Origin of the sequence: Shewanella xiamenensis, from assembly GCF_014647135.1 — a bacterium.
Classification (GTDB): Bacteria; Pseudomonadota; Gammaproteobacteria; order Enterobacterales; family Shewanellaceae; genus Shewanella; species Shewanella xiamenensis.
Genome location: NZ_BMOP01000004.1, coordinates 50,427 through 69,615, shown reverse-complemented (window position 1 = coordinate 69,615; position 19,189 = coordinate 50,427). Strand labels below are relative to the sequence as shown.

Sequence of the window (19,189 nt, the reverse complement as noted above, 5' to 3'; positions counted from 1 at the left end):
TTTATAGGCTTGCCCATGAAGCATGGATTGTCAGGGTTTTCATTAGCAATAGCCCTGTCATTATTAGTGACAGGATGCGTAACTGAGCGTACCTATTCAGGGACTGATATTCCGGTGTCGGAGCGAAAACTGGATAAAGTTGCCGCTGCGCGGGAGCGTATGCAGCTCGGTTTAACCTACCTTAATCGAGGTAACTCGGAACAAGCCAAGTATAATCTTGATAAAGCAATCGAATATGCGCCAGAGCTCGAAGATGTGCATGTGGCAATGGCTTATTACTATCAAACCGTAGGCGATTTAGTACGTACCGAACAGGCGTATCAGGACGCTATCAATACTAAGGACGCCTCTGGCGATTCCATGAATAACTTTGGGGTGTTTTTGTGCCAACAAAAGCAATACGAAAAAGCTGAAAAAATGTTTTTGGCTGCAATAGAAATGCCCAAATATACGCGTACCGCATCCAGTTATGAAAACTTAGGTCTTTGCAGCAGAGACGCGGGACGAGCAGAAAAGGCACGACAGTATTTTCAGATGGCGTTAAAGTATGACCCGAGACGCTCGGTGTCTTTACTGGAGCTGGTTGAGCTTGGGATAGATAAAGGTGATTATGTTGATGCGCGTAACCAGTTAGCGCGTTACCACCAAGTTGCGGCCCAGACTCCAGAGAGTTTAACGCTCGGAATAAAAATTGAGCAGGCGTTGAATGATGATGCTGCCATGAAACGATTTGGCATTTTATTGCTTGCCAAATTCCCAGCATCGCCTCAAGCCAAGCAATATAGAGTTAATTTGCATCAATGAAAGATAACGAAATGAACGCGTCAGTAGAACCAGTGACAACAGAAGAAGCTGAGTCGACGCCTAATGTAACGCTCGGAAGCGTACTCAAAACAGCTCGTGAGCAGATGGGCTTGAGCATTGCGGAGACAGCTGTGAAGCTGCATTTGCGGCCTGGTATTGTTGAAAATCTCGAAGCCGATGATTTTTCAAATATTGCCTCATCAACCTACGTACGCGGATACGTTAAAAATTATGCGCGTATGCTTGGGGTCGACAACACGCTCATCGAAGCCTGTCTCGCAAGGCAGGTGCCCTATGTAACACAGCCTGCGATGCAAAGTTTTTCCCGTAAGACCACTTATCAAGCTCGTGACACTAAATTAAAGTGGCTGAGCTTTTTTATTGTCATCGTGTTGCTCGGTCTGTTTGTGCTTTGGTGGATGCAACGAACGACGCTAGTGACTCATGTCGATATTTCAAAACCAACCGCTGAAGAGTTAGCCGCGGCGAATCAAACCTTGCCGGGTGATGTTTTACTCACCGAAACGGATGCGAGTGCACGTTTGAGTGAGATCGCGGTCAACGGTTCAATGGCGACCGATGGTCCAGTAAAAGATACTGATGCTAGCACTATTGACCCGAATATCAGTGATATGGCGGCAATGGAAGCAGGGCAGGTGTCTGCCAATTCGACAGTCAATGCGAGTGAGCCTAATAATCCCCAAAGTGCATCAGGTGCGGTGCAAACGACAGGGGTGACTGCGCAAAACACGCTTTCTACACAAAATTCTTCTGCAACAAACGCAGCGGCTCAAAATGTACCAACAGCCAGCGCGCCGGTGAACAGTGCTACGCCAGTGGCTTCGAGTGAACAAACCATGCCTGTGGTTGCTGGACAATCCAATATCAATATTCAACTCACGGGTGATTGCTGGATCAACATCGTCGATGCCAAGGGCAAAGCGATTGTTGATGGGGTCCGAGGTGCTGGCGCAACTATTCAAGCCAGTGGTGTGCCTCCGTTTAAAGTGATCTTAGGCGCGCCGACTGTTGTGTCTAGTTTTACGGTTGATGGTAAAGCCATCAGTCTTGCTGAATTTCCTAAGGGTCGTGTTGCGCGTTTGACTATCCCACAGGCTTAAGTCTCACGCTTAACGCAGAGTACCGAAAAGAGCGTATTGAGTATGTATAACGAAACACCCATTAAGAGACGTCCTTCAACCCGCATTTATGTGGGCAATGTACCCATTGGTGATGGTGCACCGATTGCAGTGCAGTCAATGACCAACACTAAAACGACTGATGTTGAGGCGACCATTGCCCAAATTCGCGCCTTAGAAAAAGTGGGTGCCGACATTGTGCGTGTCTCTGTGCCGACCATGGACGCGGCCGAGGCTTTTAAAGTGATTAAGCAATCGGTGTCAGTGCCCTTGGTTGCCGATATCCACTTCGATTACCGTATCGCCTTAAAAGTGGCTGAGTACGGTGTGGATTGTTTGCGGATTAACCCTGGAAACATTGGCAACGAAGAACGTATCCGCAGTGTTGTTGAATGCGCTCGTGATAAAAACATTCCAATTCGTATCGGTGTTAATGGCGGTTCATTAGAGAAAGATCTGATGGACAAATACAAAGAGCCCACGCCAGAAGCCTTGCTCGAATCGGCTATGCGCCATGTGGACATTCTCGACCGTTTGAACTTCGACCAATTTAAGGTCAGCGTAAAAGCCTCCGATGTGTTCTTAGCGGTGGAATCCTATCGTTTATTAGCCAAGCAAATTCGTCAGCCATTGCATTTAGGTATTACTGAAGCGGGTGGTGCGCGTGCGGGGGCGGTCAAATCTGCCGTCGGTTTAGGTATGCTGCTTGCCGAGGGCATTGGTGATACGCTGCGTATTTCCTTGGCGGCCGATCCGGTCGAAGAAATCAAAGTCGGCTTTGATATTCTAAAGTCACTGCGTATCCGTAGCCGTGGCATTAACTTTATTGCGTGTCCTTCTTGCTCACGTCAAGAGTTCGATGTGATCAGCACAGTAAACGAGTTAGAACGCCGCCTCGAAGATGTGACGACCGCGATGGATGTGTCGATCATCGGCTGTGTGGTCAATGGCCCAGGTGAAGCCTTAGTGTCGCACATTGGCTTAACGGGTGGACATCGTAAGAGTGGTTACTACGATGAAGGCGAGCGTCAAAAAGAGCGTTTCGACAATGACAACCTAGTCGATTCCCTCGAAGCTAAAATTCGCGCCAAGGCGAGCCAAATGGCTAACCGCATCCAAGTGAAAGACACGACTGAGTAACAACCGCAGCCGAATAACCTCATAGGTTAAGCGTTATAAAAACATTCAAGGCTTGAGCTAGACCTCGAAACTGACGGGGTCATTTTACGTTTAGTGTTGAACAGCCTATAATGCCTGACATTTTTTATTAATTTAGCGAAATCGGACGAGTCGATACAGTGGCAAAACAGATCCAAGCGATTCGCGGAATGAATGACATTCTGCCAACTCAAAGTCCTCTATGGCAAAAAGTGGAAGCGGTACTACGTTCAAGCGTTGCTGCTTATGGTTACAGTGAGATCCGCACTCCAATAGTGGAAAATACCGATCTTTTTAAACGCTCTATCGGTGAAGTGACTGATATTGTTGAAAAAGAAATGTATACCTTCGAAGACCGTAATGGCGATAGTCTGACATTGCGCCCCGAAGGTACGGCATCAACCGTGCGTGCGGGTAACGAGCATGGTCTGCTCTATAACCAAGAACAACGTTTGTGGTACATGGGCCCCATGTTTCGTCATGAACGTCCACAAAAAGGTCGTTACCGCCAATTCCATCAATTTGGTGTTGAAGTCTACGGTATTGGTAGCGCTGATATCGACGCCGAAGTGTTGATGTTATCTGCCCGTCTATGGGAAAAACTCGGCATTAGCGAGCATGTGACGCTTGAGCTGAACACTTTAGGCGATCCTGCCGAGCGCGCCGCCTACCGTGAAGCCTTGATAGCCTTTTTAGAGCAACATAAGGACAAACTAGACGAAGATAGCCAGCGCCGTATGTACAGCAATCCGCTGCGCGTATTGGACTCAAAAGATCCCCAAGTGCAAAGCATTTTAGGTGATGCGCCTGCGCTGATGGATTACTTAGGCGAAGAATCCTCACAACATTTTGCACAATTGCGTGAACTCCTCGACGCGGTTGGCATCCAATACCGAGTTAACCCGCGCTTAGTCCGTGGTCTGGATTACTACAATCGCACGGTTTTTGAATGGGTTACCAATAGCTTAGGCTCTCAAGGCACAGTACTTGCGGGCGGTCGCTACGATGGTTTAGTTGCTCAATTGGGCGGTAAAGATACGCCAGCCGTCGGTTTTGCGATGGGATTAGAGCGCATCGTTTTACTGCTTGAAACCTTAGAGCTGACCCAAGATATCCCAGCGGCTGTTGATGTGTATGTCGCGGCGATGGGGGATAGCTGTTTGGTTGAAGCCATTAAAGTGGCGCAGGAGTTACGCTCAGCATTGCCCACTCTGCGAGTCATGAGTCACTGTGGTGGTGGCAATCTGAAGAAACAAATGAAGCGTGCCGATAAAAGCGGCGCTCAAGTAGCCTTACTGATTGGCGAAGAAGAACTCGCCGAAGGTGTGGTTACCGTAAAATACTTACGCAATGACAACGAACAACAACGGGTCGCTCGAAATGCATTAAACGCATTTTTAGCTGAACTTAGCAAATAAGGGGACGTGCGCGTGGAAATTTATAGCACAGAAGAACAACAAGTTGATGCTATCAAACAGTTCTGGAAAGACTATGGAACCTCGATTGTTATCGGGGCGGTCGTTGGTTTAGGCGGCCTGTACGGTTGGAACTCTTATTCCGACATGAAAATCGTGAAGGCCGAAGAAGCATCACAGGCGTTCCAAACCTTAACCACCAAATCAAGCGATGAAGCGGCTATGATTGCTGGCGTGGCTGAGTTTTCGAAAAATTACGACCAAAAGGGCTATCAATCACTGCTAGACCTGATCGTTGCGAAAACAGCGGTGGAAGCAAAAGATTTTCCTAAGGCCGAAGAAGCTCTGAAGAAAGTGATTGCTGCTAAGCCAGGTGCCGGATTAGACACTATTGCAACATTGCGTTTAGCGCGTATTCAGGCTGAACAAGGTCAAGTTGACACTGCGTTAACCACGCTAGATCAAGTGACTGATAAGGCTTTTTTAGCACAACGTGAAGAACTGAAAGGTGACTTCTTTGTTCGTCAAGGCCAAGCCGATAAAGCGAAAACTGCTTATCAGGCAGCAATGGATAACGGCGGTGTTGTGACCAGCCCTGCACTTAAAATCAAACTTGATAACTTAAATCAAGCATAAGGGATCCCTTGATGAAGTCTTGGTGCAAGAACCTGCTAGCCGCTGGGTTAAGCCTAGCCATGTTATCCGCCTGTTCTTCTAGTGATGTGGAAGAAGAACCGGTAAGTGAGTTAACTGCGATTCAGGCGACAGTATTTCCTGAAGTAAGTTGGAGCGCCTCTGTAGGTGATGGTGTTGGTGATTATTACTCTCGCCTTACCCCTGCAGTTCGTTACGGTAAAATTTTTGCGGCCGACCGTTATGGTGAAGTTGTTGCTTTTGATGAAGCAACGGGTGAACAGGTTTGGAAAAAAGATTTTAGTGAAGAGTTCCGTGATAACGCTTTAGCCAAAAACAAAGGTGCACGTTTGGCCGCTGGTGTAACAGCGGCACGCAATAAACTCTTTATCGGCGGTGAGAGTGGCCTTTTGGCTGCGCTGAATGCAGAAGACGGCCAAGTATTATGGCATGTGATTGCTGGTGGCGAATTGTTATCTAAGCCAACCGTGGCTGACGACGTCGTGGTGGTGAGCACCAGTTCAGGTTCATTTGAAGCCTATAACGTTGATACTGGCGCAAAACTGTGGGTTTATAACATGCAGTTGCCTAACCTGACGCTCCGGGGAACGGGTTCAGCAGCTTATGAAGCGGGTGGTTTCTTTATTGGTACCGCCGATGGCAAAGTGGCTGTTGTCGTCAAAAACAACGGTCAAGCTGCGTGGGAGCAAGCCATATATAATCCTACAGGTGGCAATGAGTTTACCCGTATGGCCGATGTGGATATGACACCGTTGATCCTCGGCGATAACTTATATGCGGTGAGCTACAACGGTAACTTGGTGTCGATGGAACTGCGCACCGGACGGATTATTTGGACTCGTAAGTACTCAAGCTTCAATGAGTTAGCTACGGCGGGTTTAAGTTTGTTCTTGGTTGACGATCACAGCCGTATCTACTCGGTTGATAGACGTAATGGCCTAGAATTATGGAGTAACTCTGAGCTGGCAAATCGTATGCTCACATCACCTGCGGTGTATAAAGATTATTTAGTTGTCGGCGATTTTGAAGGTTACCTGCACTTTATTGATCGCAGCACAGGCAGTATTGTTGGTCGTATACAAGTAGACAGCTCTGGGTTATTCAGCCAGCCATTAGTGGTGGATGACAAAATCTACGTGCAAGGTCGCAGCGGAAAGTTAGCTGTTGTAACACTTCCTTAGTTAAAAGTGTTATCCTTGCCGAGCCCCTGGAAGTGTGTTCCGGGGGCTTTTTATTGAAAAGTTTTTTAGAGGCAAAATCATGATCCCTGTAGTGGCCCTTGTTGGTCGGCCGAATGTCGGTAAATCCACCTTATTTAACCGCCTTACGCGTACGCGTGATGCGCTGGTTGCTGACTTTCCTGGCCTAACACGTGACCGTAAATATGGTCGAGCATTCTTATCCGGCTATGAGTTTATCGTGGTGGATACCGGCGGTATCGACGGCACTGAAGAGGGGATCGAAACTAAGATGGCCGAGCAGTCCCTTGCCGCTATCGAAGAAGCCGATGTTGTCTTATTTATGACCGATGCGCGTGCTGGGTTAACCGCTGCGGATTTGTCTATCGCTCAGCATTTACGTAGCCGCCAAAAAACCACCTTTGTGGTGGCTAACAAGATTGACGGTATTGATGCCGACTCGGCCTGCGCCGAATTTTGGTCTTTGGGTTTAGGTGAAGTCTATCAAATGGCTGCCGCCCAAGGCCGCGGTGTGACCAATATGATTGAGTACGCCTTAACTCCTTACGCTGAAGCCATGGGCATTGAGCGCCAAGGCGAAGAGGAAGAAGTTGACGAGCGTCAGTACACTGAAGAAGAAGCTGAGGCTGAGCAAAAGCGTCTACAGGACTTACCGATCAAACTCGCCATCATCGGTAAACCTAACGTGGGTAAATCGACTCTAACCAACCGTATCTTAGGTGAAGAGCGTGTGGTGGTTTATGACGAACCAGGCACCACTCGTGACAGTATTTACATTCCGATGGAACGCGATGGTCGCGAATACGTGATTATCGATACTGCTGGTGTACGTCGCCGCAGTAAAGTCCATGAAGTGATTGAAAAGTTCTCGGTGATTAAAACCCTCAAAGCGGTTGAAGATGCTAACGTGGTGTTACTTATCATCGACGCCCGTGAAGGCGTTGCCGAGCAAGATCTTGGCCTATTAGGGTTTGCCCTAAACGCAGGCCGCGCGTTAGTGATTGCCGTTAACAAGTGGGATGGCATCGACCAAGGCATTAAAGACCGTGTTAAGAGTGAGCTCGACCGTCGTTTAGGCTTTATCGACTTTGCCCGTATTCACTTTATTTCGGCGCTGCATGGCACGGGTGTTGGCCATCTGTTTGAGTCGATTGAAGAAGCTTACGACAGTGCGACTCGCCGCGTGAGCACCTCAATGCTGACCCGCATTATGCAAATGTCGCAGGATGACCATCAGCCACCATTGGTGAACGGTCGCCGCGTGAAACTGAAATACGCCCACGCCGGTGGTTATAACCCGCCAATCGTGGTTATTCACGGTAACCAAGTGAGCAAGTTGCCGGATTCGTACAAGCGCTACATGATGAACTACTTCCGCCGTTCATTAAAAGTGGTCGGTACGCCAATCCAACTGCGTTTCCAAGAGGGTGATAACCCGTTTGAAAACAAAGTGGAAAAGCTGACCATGAGCCAAGAGCGTCGCCGTAAACGCGCCTTGAGTCATATTAAAGACCGCAAGGCAAAATAAGACTCAAGCGAAAAACTGAGTCATTTATTTAAGTGAATCAATAGAAAAGGAACCCTAGGGTTCCTTTTTTGTTTGTTCAATTGAGTGGAATTATTGGGGGCGCCTGACTGGGTATTAATACCAATCACATTAAATATCTAATCAGTTCAGAGCCTCACAGGCATCTCAATCCAAGGCGCATTGACGAAGAAATGGTTATCCCCTTTTTAGTCAATGTAACACGNTCCCGAAGGGCGGGGTTGAACGTGCTTTATACTGCGTTTAAGGCTTTCGACAGAGCACCACTATGCCTTCAAGCCTTCGCCTTGTCTAAAGCGCGTTTAACTCCCGCTGAATGAACAGATATTTAATACGATTGGTATAAGTTCCGCATTATTCCCCTGAAATAACCTCGGTGACGGTAGAAACGACTTGTCCGTGCAATAGGCGGGTATGCATACTATCACCAACGTTTAGCAGGGCTGCATTCTCTATAACTTGATGATTTGCATCTGTTGTGATGCTGTAGCCGCGACTTAAGGTGGCTAATGGACTGACTGTTTCCAGTTGATGGGCTGCATATTTAATTCGCTGCTCGCTTTGATTGAGGGTATCTTGCATTGCGTCCTGCAAACGCGTTGCTAAATAGCTCAAACGATTGACCTCAAGTGCGAGTTTATGTTTTGGTGATTGTTGCTCGAGGCGATTTGCCAGTTGCTGCTGACGGCGACTTAAGCCATGCAGCTTATTGGTAAACGCCGCTTCGAGCCGTAATTGCATCTCATCGAAACGCTGCTCAAATTGCTGTAAGGTGCGTTTAGGGTCTAAGCGTTGCAGTCTGTGCTCGAGCAAACTTAAGCGTCTCTCTTGCTTGAGTTGATAGTGGCTTGCGCTTTGTTTAAGGCGGGCAAGTACTGTGGCTAAACGTTGGCTTTTATTGTCACTGTCCTGTGAGAGCAGCTCTGCGCCTGCTGAGGGCGTGGGGGCACGCACATCGGCGACATAGTCGCTTATTGTGGTATCGACTTCATGGCCCACGGCACTCACTATGGGCAGTGCGCTGTTATAAATGGTATGGGCGAGGGCTTCGCTATTAAAACACCATAAATCTTCTAATGAGCCACCGCCGCGGGTGAGCAGCAATACATCTACCTCAAGTCGTTGATTGGCGATATTGATTGCTTGGCAGATATTAACATCCGCATTTTCGCCCTGTACTTGTGTCGGGTAAATTATGACTTCAATCGATGGGTCACGACGTGCAAGCACATGCAAGACATCACGGATCGCCGCGCCCGTGGGGGAGGTGATGACCCCGATGCGTTGAATATTTTTCGGTAACTGACGTTTAGTGTCGGCGGCAAATAATCCCTGCGCGGCGAGCTTCATTTTGAGCGCTTCAAATTGTTGTGCCAGTAAGCCGTCTCCTGCGGGGAGCATTGACTCAATCAATAATTGATAGTCGCCCCGCGGCTCGTAAACGCTAATCGCACCTTTTACGATCACCTGCTGGCCATTCACAGGTTTAAAGCTCACGCTTTGGTTGCGTCCCTTAAACATGGCGCAGCGAATTTGTGAATAATGATCCTTAAGGGTTAAATACCAATGGCCTGAACTGGGGGCTGAAAAGTTGGAAATTTCCCCATTTAGCCAGATCTTACCCAGTTGTCCCTCAAGAATTTGCCTGACTTCACCATTGAGGCGTGAGACGGTATAAATATTATTTTTAGGGACTTGCATGTGTTTTCTCGCGCAAATGGGATTTTTTCACTATTTTCCATTTACCGCTCCCTAGATGCAAGGTATAATCCCGCCGCAATATTTCACCTCTAAAATCCTACTCAACTGGGGAGATGTTGCCTATGCTACGTTTAATTAAAGAAGCGCTAACTTTTGACGATGTGTTACTTGTTCCTGCGCATTCTACTGTACTCCCAAACACCGCCATTCTTAAAACTCGCCTGACCAATACCATTGAACTGAATATTCCGCTTGTGTCTGCCGCTATGGACACTGTGACCGAAGCGCGCCTTGCGATCGCCATGGCACAGGAAGGTGGCTTAGGTTTTATTCATAAAAACATGAGCATAGAAAAGCAGGCCGAAGAAGTTCGTAAAGTAAAAATTTACGAGGCAGGCGTAGTTCAACAACCTGTGACGGTAACGCCTTCAACCACACTGGCTGATCTTAAAGTGCTGACCGCTAAGAATGGTTTTGCGGGTTACCCTGTGGTCAACGAAGCCAATGAATTGGTGGGCATTATCACTGGCCGTGACGTACGTTTCGTGACTGACTGGAGCAAAACCGTAGAAGAAGTGATGACGCCTAAAGCGCGTTTAGTCACGGTTGCCGAAGGCACTAAGTTAGATGAAGTGCAAAAATTAATGCACTCAAACCGTATCGAAAAAGTGTTAGTTGTCGATGATAACTTCAAGCTGAAAGGCTTAATCACAGTTAAAGACTTCGAAAAAGCCGAGCGTAAGCCTAATGCCTGTAAAGATGAGTTAGGTCGTTTACGTGTTGGCGCCGCTGTGGGTGCGGGTGCGGGTAACGAAGAGCGTGTCGATGCGCTGGTGAAAGCCGGCGTTGACGTGCTGCTGATTGACTCTTCCCACGGCCACTCTGAAGGTGTGTTGCAACGTATCCGTGAGACCCGCGCTAAATACCCAGATTTACAAATTATTGGTGGTAACGTGGCGACAGCTGAAGGCGCATTGGCCCTAGTTGAAGCCGGCGTTAACGCAGTTAAAGTCGGTATTGGCCCAGGTTCTATCTGCACCACACGTATCGTGACGGGGGTGGGCGTGCCACAAATTACCGCGGTTTCAGATGCGGCCGAAGCCGTAAAAGGATTAGGTATCCCTGTTATCGCCGACGGCGGTGTACGTTTCTCTGGCGACTTAGCCAAAGCGTTAGCGGCGGGTGCATCATGCATTATGGCGGGCTCAATGTTCGCAGGTACTGATGAAGCGCCGGGCGAAACCGAGCTTTATCAAGGCCGTGCCTATAAGTCATACCGCGGTATGGGCTCACTCGGTGCTATGTCTCAAGGTTCTTCCGATCGTTATTTCCAATCTGACAATGCTGCCGACAAGCTTGTGCCAGAAGGCATTGAAGGCCGTGTACCTTACAAAGGTAAGCTGAAGGAAATCATCCATCAGCATATGGGTGGTTTACGTTCATGCATGGGCTTAACAGGCTGTGCCACTATCCAAGAGCTGAATGAAAAAGCCCAGTTTGTGAAAGTAACTTCAGCGGGCATGGGCGAGTCCCACGTGCACGATGTGACTATCACTAAAGAAGCGCCGAACTATCGTTCAGGTTCTTAAGCGTTTGTAATACCGGGGCGGCAGTTAGCCGCCCCGGTATTAAGATCCGTATGCCCTCAAGATTGCACCTCTCGTCTTGAGCTAAGTTAAAACAATAGATGAAATAAAGGTTATCCATGAGCGATATTCATGAGCATAAGATACTGATCCTCGATTTTGGATCTCAGTACACCCAACTGATTGCCCGTCGTATCCGTGAAATTGGTGTTTACTGTGAGTTATGGGCATGGGATGTGACAGAAGCCCAAATTCGTGAGTTTGCCCCGAACGGGATTATCCTCGCAGGCGGCCCAGAAAGCGTGACTGCGGATAACTCTCCCCGCGCACCTGAATATGTGTTCAATGCTGGCGTACCAGTTCTTGGTATTTGCTATGGCATGCAAACCATGTCTGAACAGCTTGGCGGTAAAGTGATCCAAGGCGTGGGTGAAGGCGAATTTGGTTATGCCCAAATTGAAATGCTTGCCGAATCTGCCCTGTTTAAAGGTATTGAAGATGCCGTTAGCAGCGATGGCAAGTCTCTGCTGGATGTATGGATGAGCCATGGCGATAAAGTGTCGGCGATTCCAGAAGGCTTTGTGGCCGTAGCTAAAACCGATACTTGCCCATTCGCGGCCATGTCTTGTGAGGAAAAACGTTTCTACGGCGTGCAGTTCCACCCTGAAGTAACCCATACCCGTCAAGGTATGCGTATGCTGTCGCACTTTGCCTTAGATATCTGTGGTTGTGCGGCCAACTGGAAACCTTCTTCAATCATCGAAGACGCCATCGAGCGCTTGAAAAAGCAAGTGGGTGACGATGAAGTGATTTTAGGTCTGTCTGGTGGTGTGGATTCATCTGTCGTGGCCATGCTGCTGCACCGCGCAATTGGTAAGAAGCTGACCTGCGTATTTGTTGATAACGGCTTACTGCGTTTAAACGAAGCGAAGCAAGTGATGGACATGTTTGGCGACCACTTCGGTCTCAATATTGTCCATGTGGATGCGGAAAACCGCTTCCTTGACGCGCTGAAAGGCGAAGCCGATCCAGAAGCGAAACGTAAAATTATCGGCCGTGTATTCGTTGAAATTTTCGACGAAGAAGCCAAGAAATGCGTTAACGCTAAATGGTTAGCCCAAGGCACTATCTATCCAGACGTGATTGAATCTGCAGGTAGTGCAACTGGTAAAGCCCATGTGATTAAGTCGCACCATAACGTTGGCGGTCTGCCAGACGATATGGAGTTAGGTCTGGTTGAGCCACTGCGCGAACTCTTTAAAGACGAAGTGCGTAAGATTGGTCTCGAGTTAGGTCTGCCATACAACATGCTTTACCGCCACCCGTTCCCTGGCCCAGGCTTAGGCGTACGAGTACTTGGCGAAGTGAAGAAAGAATACTGTGATTTGCTGCGCCGCGCTGATGCGATTTTCATCGAAGAACTGCACAAAGCTGATCTTTATAACAAAGTCAGCCAAGCATTTACTGTGTTCTTACCGGTTCGCTCTGTGGGTGTGATGGGCGATGGCCGTAAATACGATTGGGTGGTGTCACTGCGCGCCGTTGAAACCATCGACTTTATGACCGCGCATTGGGCACATTTGCCATATGATTTCCTTGGCCGCGTATCAAACCGCATCATCAACGAAATCGACGGTATCTCCCGCGTGGTTTACGATATTTCAGGTAAGCCACCCGCAACCATCGAATGGGAATAATGGCTTGTCTTGATGACATGATGAATTAACGAAAGGCGCCCAGTGCGCCTTTTTTATTACGATTAGATTATTCCTATCAAAACTTTATGTTTTCACAATAATCCTTTGACTGGATATCATCTACCAAAAGTGACTTTAGAGTGATGACGTAAGTAATTGAATAGAACACTATTCTTAGCATAATGTATGGTGTAAATTACATATCTTTCAATTAATTGTCTTTTGAATGAGGCGTGTTGATGACTGCCAAGACTCCATCTATGAAGATGCCCGAACTTCTGATATTTGCCAAAATGTTCTTTATTGGCTTTGTCGTCTCAGAGGCTTTTCGATTGTCCTTCTACCTTGGAGCTATCATTGCTCAAAAATATGCAGATCTTGGATTTTTTATAAAGGCATCTTGCTTTATTTTAGTGCTCTCCATTTGCTTTGCGTACGTACTCAAAAGAAATGCACTTTTGAGCGTTTGGCTAATAGCTAAGAGCCTGCGGTTTGATTTGCTGTGGATGTTAATTATCGGATTTTGTTTAAACCAACTTGTTTCACCTTGGCTTGAAAAGGTACATATTGCATTTAAGTCTGCTGATCCGCATTTAGCAGAGTTATTTTTAATCTTTTTGTGTCTAGTATTGCTTTCACCTCTTCTTCAGCATTTTAGGACAAAAATAGATAAGTCTCCTTCGTCACCATACTTTATTGCGGATGAAGAGATTGAAAATACAACAGATGATTTGCTTGCAAATGAAGTTCAGGCAAAGTCGTTCGCAGATACAGTCCTTGCCTGCGGGGGCCATTCTGGGTTGGTCTTTGGTGTGGATGGCCCTTGGGGCGTTGGAAAGACCAGTTTCATTAATATGGCTGAGCGAATATGGGAGAAATCTGGCGATAAGGTTATCGTTTGTCGATTTGAGCCACTTCGTTACGCGTCTGAACCTGATCTTGCGGACCGATTGATTCGTGATTTATCGGCCACTATTCAGACTAAGGTTTTTGTTCCAGAATTCAGGCCTGCGGTATCTCGATACTCAAGACTTATCAAAGGAAAGGCTGACATATCATTCTTTGGTTTCAAACTCTCTCTAGAACCTTCTCAAGAGACTGTAGATGAACTTCTTGAAGATATAGACGAAGTTCTTCGAAGAATTGGTCGTAAAGTCATAATTGTTATTGATGACCTAGACCGTCTGGATGCTAAAACTACCAATAATGTATTGTTCGCTACAAAGCGTACATTCAAATTATCTCAGGCTACGTATGTACTTTGTTATGACACCGAAGTTCTTGCTGATAGTACAGAGGATGGAGTGAGAGCGCGTGAGTTTCTAGAAAAGTTTGTGACAGCTAAATTGGGCTTATTTATCGACAGTTCAAGCCTTCGAGACTTCTTGCGACGCAATTGGTCTCATAGTGATCTCCAGCTTGCTTCGGTTCCATCAGACACCATGATTAAACTCGGATCTATTCTTAATGAGCTTGCAAATCTTCTGGATGGAAAGTTTGCTGCTAACTATATGCCTCTTGTTGGTAATCTCCGTAAGGTTAAGCGTTTTGTTAACGCAATTCTGCTTATGCAGATTGAGAAAACGAATTTGGGCAGAACTGATTTTAATAAACAGGATCTCATCAATCTTATTCTCTTGCATTTGAACTATCCGGGACTTTTCAGGCGTATCTATGCGGAGGAGACCGACGGACGAAGCAGTATCTTCACATTGGTACGTGAAAATAATAATCAAGAATTAAAAAACGTAGAGGGTTTCGAACAGATGAAGAACGAGCAAGAACCTTCAGCACGTTTTTTGTTGGAGCAATTGTTTGATGTTGAGACTCTGCAAATTGGAATTTTAAACCACATCGAAGAGCAGGTTTTTCGATCTCGGGCTTGCTTCAATAAATCTGGCTACAGGAACCTGGAAGCCTACCTTAAACTGATTGTTCGATTTGAAACACCACTGCCCCAGGAAACATTCGTTATGTATCAAGGAGCTATTGCACGGTTCCTGAAGGGAGAATCTATCGCTTCAGTGCTCGCTTCTGCGAACTTTGAGTTGTCTAAAGGAGAAAATGCTCATGATGAGTTTTGGCGCATATTGGTCGAACAGTCCTATGATTTCACCAGCTCGCAAGCTAACGAAGCGATAGATACGCTTATTGATTATTTGCCACGCTATTCTTCATTAAGAGATGATGATCGGGGGTTACGTCAGCGATCAATTTACACCCTGTTGAGATTGTTAGATCGTGCTGGTTGGGGGAAGACTTCCGGGCAACGCCTTCCGAACACTGTAGAGAATGTTCTGGAGATTGCTTGGCGGTTGTTTGGTGAGGATACCTATCATGGTAATGGCTTACTTCAACGTTTTGTGAGTTCTGAGCGTGGCGTTCTTGGATGGAATGACCTCATGTTGTTCAGATTACAGTGTTCCGCTGACCGTGGGGGACAGCTGTACAACTTACACAGGGCTCTTATTGCACATCAAGATAAATCAGCTCCAACAGATGGGCTGGTCAGTAAATTAGCTTTAATGGGGATGAGGGTATTATCACAGCAGGTGTTTGCACTGTTTAAACGAACGTACATTGATACTCAGCGGAACTTCTTTGCTGATGTAGATGATTTGCCTGATTGTGAATTTCTTGGTGAGGCTAATGCTAGCCGCATTGGTCAAGTACCACCAGAATCAGAGCTTGAAGGCCATAACAACAACCTTTATCGACAAGTTGCAACAGTGCGTGATAACGTAAAGTCGTTCGTTATTTATCAGTTAAGCAATACGAATCAACCCAATGGTTCTGGTGTCGGCTGCGGTATTTATGATGATGTTGGAAGCAAGGATGGGAAAGGTATTGCAGAAATTATGAACGAATACGTTTTCGGTATCTGCTTTAACCCGCAAATTGATGAAAAGAACGTATTCTTCTTTCTTGACTACTGCTTATCAAATTTAAGCAGTTCATACTTTTCGGGTAGTGATGAGGATGGTTACATCGCTCACAAATCAACACTTGCCGGAGGTTTGGAGCCGAAAGCTATGGGATGTTATTGGCGGTTAAATGGTGAGTTTATCCGTGGTTATGTTACGAGTGAGAATGAGAGGCGTGTCTTTACTTCAAACTACATAGCTTCTTATAGTGAAGATCTTAATGGCGTGTATGAAGTTCTTGACGAGCTAGCAAATGAATATTGCTCGACTCTTAATACCGATTTAACTTAAGTAAACTTCGCTAGTACCTATATCATGCTTGGCTTAAAGGTGAGTAATTTGTAATTTAGATGCTTCAGCTTGTAGGCGTAATGTGGTTGAAGGTAGAGTAGAATACTCGCGTTACCAGTCATGCAGTAAGCAAAATAGCTAGGAAATTTTGCAAACGATATGTCCACAACTTTATATACTTAGCTTTTTTAAATTATTGATATTTTTCTGTTGGGATGGGAATAATATCATTAATTTATTACGTGATTAATTATTGATAAGGCGCCAAGTGCGCCTTTTTTATTGGTTATGGGTATAATTGCCCAAATTGTTGATTGAAGAGAATCCTTAAGTGGAGCAGACAAAACTGAACCCAAAAACCTTGCATGCGAAGACGCTCAGCGCTGATGAACTTGGTTGTGATGAAGCTAGTGGTAATGTGCTAATTGGCGAGCCAACTTGTCTCAATCAAGCGGATGTTGAACAAGCTCGAATTGATGAACATTGGATGCGGATTGCGATGGCCATGGCTGAGAAGGCTGAGGCTGAAGGCGAGGTGCCAGTGGGGGCGGTGTTAGTAAAGGATGGCCAGCAAATTGCTGCTGGATATAACTTGTCCATCAGTCAGCATGATCCTTGCGCCCATGCTGAGATCCTCTGTTTGCGTGCCGCTGGGCAAACCGTTGAAAACTATCGACTTCTCGATACCACTCTTTACGTTACCCTCGAGCCTTGTGCAATGTGCGCCGGTGCCATGGTGCATAGCCGGATTGCCCGCGTGGTATTTGGGGCAAAGGATGAGAAGACGGGCGCCGCAGGGACCGTGCTTAACCTCTTGCAGCATCCAGCCTTTAATCATCAAGTTGAGGTGACGTCAGGGGTGTTAGCGCAGGAATGTGCTGACCAATTGAGCCGCTTTTTTAAACGTCGCAGGGAGGAAAAGAAGGCTTTAAAACAGGCTCAAAAGGCGCAGCAGGGGACGCTATCCTAAGGAGTTTGGGGACTCGCTTAAGCGTTAGTCTTGGGCTTGGAGAAACGTAAAAAACAGTTTGTGGCGATTGAGCACCCGGCGATGGCGAATTTTCAGTGTGGTGCGACGGCGTGATGCGCTGTTATTGATGGTTTTTCTTCTCATATAGACCCCGTTTTCAATCTTGTTATTGTCTAGGTTAAGGCTATTTTGCTTTGGTTAACGGCTATGGGTTAACGCGCAATGATGATTATATTGACCTGTCACTATGACAGTATCAGCAGAGATCTCAGGCGGCAATCCCCCTCGATGCATCTGCTCTATAAAGCAGCGTTTTTAGCCCAAAGCGAGCTCACTTTAGCCTGTATTGGCTTAATCGAAGATTAAAATCGTGGTTTGATGGCCGTAAAAAAGCAAGGCTGCGGCGTAAGTCAAGTTATTGAGGGGGGAAGCGGTTAGGGCTATTTCGGCTTATCTGGGCTGAGGGTGCCGGGCACTGGCGCTGGGCCATCTTCCGAGGCGAGGTCGCTCGGCTCTTCCTCATCGCTATTTTGTTGTTTAGATTGATTATCGACCCAGACTAAGGTGTCGTAGTAGCGACGAATGCTATCCACATAATGCACGGCTTCACTACCGCGGGCATAACCGTAGCGGGTCTTTTGGTAGTATTTGCGCTTTTGCAGCAGTGGTAACACCTTTTTAAGATCTCGCCACGCGTTGGGATTTAACTCCATAGATTCAGCAAGTTTACGGGCGTCTTCCACATGGGCATAACCGATATTGTAAGATGCCAGTGCAAACCACATGCGTTGACTCTCGGGAATCGACTCGGGTAAACGGTTGATCATATCCCGTAAATAGGCGGCGCCGCCGCGGATACTTTCTTCCGCATCGAGTCGGTTGGTGATGCCAATTTCTTTGGCGGTCGGTTGTGTCAACATCATCATACCGCGCACGCCAGTCGGTGAGCGGGCATTGGGATTCCAATGGGACTCTTGATAACTGGTTGCTGCTAATTTTCGCCAATCTAAGTCACCGGCGTGGGTTTCAAATAACTGGCGGTAGCGTGGTAACACAGTTTCGATAGCGCGTAGGAAGGCGCGGGTGTCGATATAATCGAAACGTTTAACATGGCCAAAATATTTTTCGTTTAGGTGATCGAGTGTGCCAGCTAATTTCTCTTGGTGCCAAAATGCTAGCAGTTGACTCATCAAACCATCGCTATGATTGGCGGGTAATAACCAGACTACATCGAGCTTCTCTTCAAGTACTAATCCAGCGCGGAGATCGGGTAAGTAGCGGCGGTTTATTTGTACGCTACTGGAGTCGGCTATGGTGTAGTCAATTTCTTTATTGGCGATCATTGCCAGCAGTTCTTCGCTGTCTTTATCTGTCACTTGATCCCATACCAGCGTCGGATGGCGTTTCTGCAATTGAGTCAAGGTTTCGACAAATGCTGAGTCGGCAATAACAGTAATTTTACCTTTTAAATCAGTAATATCTTTTGGGGTAGGCATACCTTCACGGTAAACCAATACTTGATTAACCCGATAAAGTGGCGGGCCTAAACGGAATTGCTCGCGCCGTGTTGGGGTTTCTGTCATCCCTGCGGCGATGATATCAATCTCGTTTTTTTTCAGTGCTTCATAGAGCTCTACACGACTGGTATAGGGCACCATTTTTAAGGGAACATCGAGGTATTCGGCAAAGAGCACAGCCATATCATAATCGAAACCGCTGTTGCCTTGGCCCGAGGTCATATAAATTTGTGGGCCATAGAGCGTGCCGACTCTTAATTCGGTGAGTTTATGGGGGACGTATTCTGTTTCTTCCACGGTAACTTGCTGACAGGCAGTCAGTAAGAAACCCAAGATAGTCAAGAACAGAAATCGAGCCATTAAGTACACTTTATTAAATAAAATCAAAAAGATGAATAGTAGAAGGTCAGTGAGGTAACTAAGATAAACTAGCTGACGTTGCTGTGATTATATCCGTTTGTCACCGATTACGTAAAAAAATCGTATCGAATGGGGTGCGAACCAAGAAAAAAGGTTTGCTTTTTATCTTATAGGAAACACTGTTTTGCGTAAGGTCACAGGTGATTTGTGACAGACATTTCCCTATAA

Annotated in this window: 14 protein-coding genes; 12 read left to right on the top strand and 2 right to left on the bottom strand. The window is 46.7% G+C overall.

Annotation, left to right across the window (positions count from 1 at the left end; translation table 11 throughout):
• Positions 1–15: 15 nt before the first annotated feature.
• The 7 genes from pilW to der all read left to right on the top strand — a co-directional run bounded on the left by pilW (position 16) and on the right by der (position 7,897).
• The gene (gene pilW / locus IEY09_RS05060) at positions 16–804 is read left to right on the top strand and encodes a type IV pilus biogenesis/stability protein PilW (RefSeq protein ID WP_037420698.1); all 789 of its coding nucleotides are present in this window, start codon (positions 16–18) and stop codon (positions 802–804) included.
• Positions 801–1,925 carry a RodZ domain-containing protein gene (locus tag IEY09_RS05055; RefSeq protein ID WP_172589083.1) on the top strand — a complete coding sequence of 375 codons (1,125 nt, stop codon included), beginning with the start codon at positions 801–803 and terminating at the stop codon, positions 1,923–1,925. The genes pilW and IEY09_RS05055 overlap by 4 nt, the downstream gene beginning before the upstream one ends.
• Positions 1,926–1,967: 42 nt before the next feature.
• Positions 1,968–3,083, top strand: a complete 1,116-nt coding sequence (gene ispG / locus IEY09_RS05050) for a flavodoxin-dependent (E)-4-hydroxy-3-methylbut-2-enyl-diphosphate synthase (protein WP_037420691.1) — start codon at positions 1,968–1,970, stop codon at positions 3,081–3,083.
• Positions 3,084–3,241: 158 nt separating this feature from the next.
• On the top strand, positions 3,242–4,519 hold the full coding sequence (gene hisS / locus IEY09_RS05045) for a histidine--tRNA ligase (RefSeq protein ID WP_055648334.1): 1,278 nt from the start codon (positions 3,242–3,244) through the stop codon (positions 4,517–4,519).
• Between the two features lie 12 nt (positions 4,520–4,531).
• Positions 4,532–5,152, top strand: coding sequence for a tetratricopeptide repeat protein (locus IEY09_RS05040; RefSeq protein ID WP_055648333.1), 621 nt, complete (start codon positions 4,532–4,534; stop codon positions 5,150–5,152).
• Between the two features lie 11 nt (positions 5,153–5,163).
• Complete coding sequence (gene bamB / locus IEY09_RS05035; RefSeq protein ID WP_188870141.1) at positions 5,164–6,351, top strand: outer membrane protein assembly factor BamB; 1,188 nt, start codon at positions 5,164–5,166, stop codon at positions 6,349–6,351.
• Positions 6,352–6,430: 79 nt separating this feature from the next.
• On the top strand, positions 6,431–7,897 hold the full coding sequence (gene der / locus IEY09_RS05030; RefSeq protein WP_037420678.1) for a ribosome biogenesis GTPase Der: 1,467 nt from the start codon (positions 6,431–6,433) through the stop codon (positions 7,895–7,897).
• Positions 7,898–8,269: 372 nt separating this feature from the next.
• Here der and xseA read toward each other — a convergent pair whose 3' ends face one another.
• On the bottom strand, positions 8,270–9,616 hold the full coding sequence (gene xseA / locus IEY09_RS05025; RefSeq protein ID WP_188870139.1) for an exodeoxyribonuclease VII large subunit: 1,347 nt from the start codon (positions 9,614–9,616) through the stop codon (positions 8,270–8,272).
• A 122-nt stretch (positions 9,617–9,738) separates the two neighbouring features.
• Between xseA and guaB the strand changes: the two genes are divergently transcribed.
• The 5 genes from guaB (at position 9,739) to IEY09_RS05000 (ending at position 17,450) form a co-directional block, all read left to right on the top strand.
• Entirely contained in the window at positions 9,739–11,205 is a 1,467-nt protein-coding gene (gene guaB, locus IEY09_RS05020; RefSeq protein ID WP_037420671.1) for an IMP dehydrogenase, read from the top strand.
• Positions 11,206–11,321: 116 nt separating this feature from the next.
• The gene (guaA, locus tag IEY09_RS05015; RefSeq protein WP_188870137.1) at positions 11,322–12,899 is read left to right on the top strand and encodes a glutamine-hydrolyzing GMP synthase; all 1,578 of its coding nucleotides are present in this window, start codon (positions 11,322–11,324) and stop codon (positions 12,897–12,899) included.
• A 239-nt stretch (positions 12,900–13,138) separates the two neighbouring features.
• Positions 13,139–16,114 (top strand): KAP family NTPase, encoded by a 2,976-nt coding sequence (locus IEY09_RS05010; protein WP_188870135.1) that lies wholly within the window; start codon positions 13,139–13,141, stop codon positions 16,112–16,114.
• Between the two features lie 424 nt (positions 16,115–16,538).
• Positions 16,539–17,084, top strand: coding sequence for a tRNA adenosine(34) deaminase TadA (gene tadA / locus IEY09_RS05005; RefSeq protein ID WP_268240568.1), 546 nt, complete (start codon positions 16,539–16,541; stop codon positions 17,082–17,084).
• A 222-nt stretch (positions 17,085–17,306) separates the two neighbouring features.
• Positions 17,307–17,450 (top strand): hypothetical protein, encoded by a 144-nt coding sequence (locus IEY09_RS05000; protein WP_188870131.1) that lies wholly within the window; start codon positions 17,307–17,309, stop codon positions 17,448–17,450.
• Between the two features lie 74 nt (positions 17,451–17,524).
• Here IEY09_RS05000 and mltF read toward each other — a convergent pair whose 3' ends face one another.
• Positions 17,525–18,961, bottom strand: a complete 1,437-nt coding sequence (gene mltF, locus IEY09_RS04995) for a membrane-bound lytic murein transglycosylase MltF (RefSeq protein WP_188870129.1) — start codon at positions 18,959–18,961, stop codon at positions 17,525–17,527.
• Between the last annotated feature and the right edge of the window lie 228 nt (positions 18,962–19,189).

Bases quoted from the DNA above. Each gene is read 5' to 3' on its own strand.
- pilW (WP_037420698.1), top strand. From the start codon at position 16: ATGAAGCATGGATTGTCAGGGTTTTCATTAGCAATAGCCCTGTCATTA.
- IEY09_RS05055 (WP_172589083.1), top strand. From the start codon at position 801: ATGAAAGATAACGAAATGAACGCGTCAGTAGAACCAGTGACAACAGAA.
- ispG (WP_037420691.1), top strand. From the start codon at position 1,968: ATGTATAACGAAACACCCATTAAGAGACGTCCTTCAACCCGCATTTAT.
- bamB (WP_188870141.1), top strand. From the start codon at position 5,164: ATGAAGTCTTGGTGCAAGAACCTGCTAGCCGCTGGGTTAAGCCTAGCC.
- der (WP_037420678.1), top strand. From the start codon at position 6,431: ATGATCCCTGTAGTGGCCCTTGTTGGTCGGCCGAATGTCGGTAAATCC.
- xseA (WP_188870139.1), bottom strand. From the start codon at position 9,616: ATGCAAGTCCCTAAAAATAATATTTATACCGTCTCACGCCTCAATGGT.
- guaB (WP_037420671.1), top strand. From the start codon at position 9,739: ATGCTACGTTTAATTAAAGAAGCGCTAACTTTTGACGATGTGTTACTT.
- guaA (WP_188870137.1), top strand. From the start codon at position 11,322: ATGAGCGATATTCATGAGCATAAGATACTGATCCTCGATTTTGGATCT.
- IEY09_RS05010 (WP_188870135.1), top strand. From the start codon at position 13,139: ATGACTGCCAAGACTCCATCTATGAAGATGCCCGAACTTCTGATATTT.
- IEY09_RS05000 (WP_188870131.1), top strand. From the start codon at position 17,307: ATGATGATTATATTGACCTGTCACTATGACAGTATCAGCAGAGATCTC.
- mltF (WP_188870129.1), bottom strand. From the start codon at position 18,961: ATGGCTCGATTTCTGTTCTTGACTATCTTGGGTTTCTTACTGACTGCC.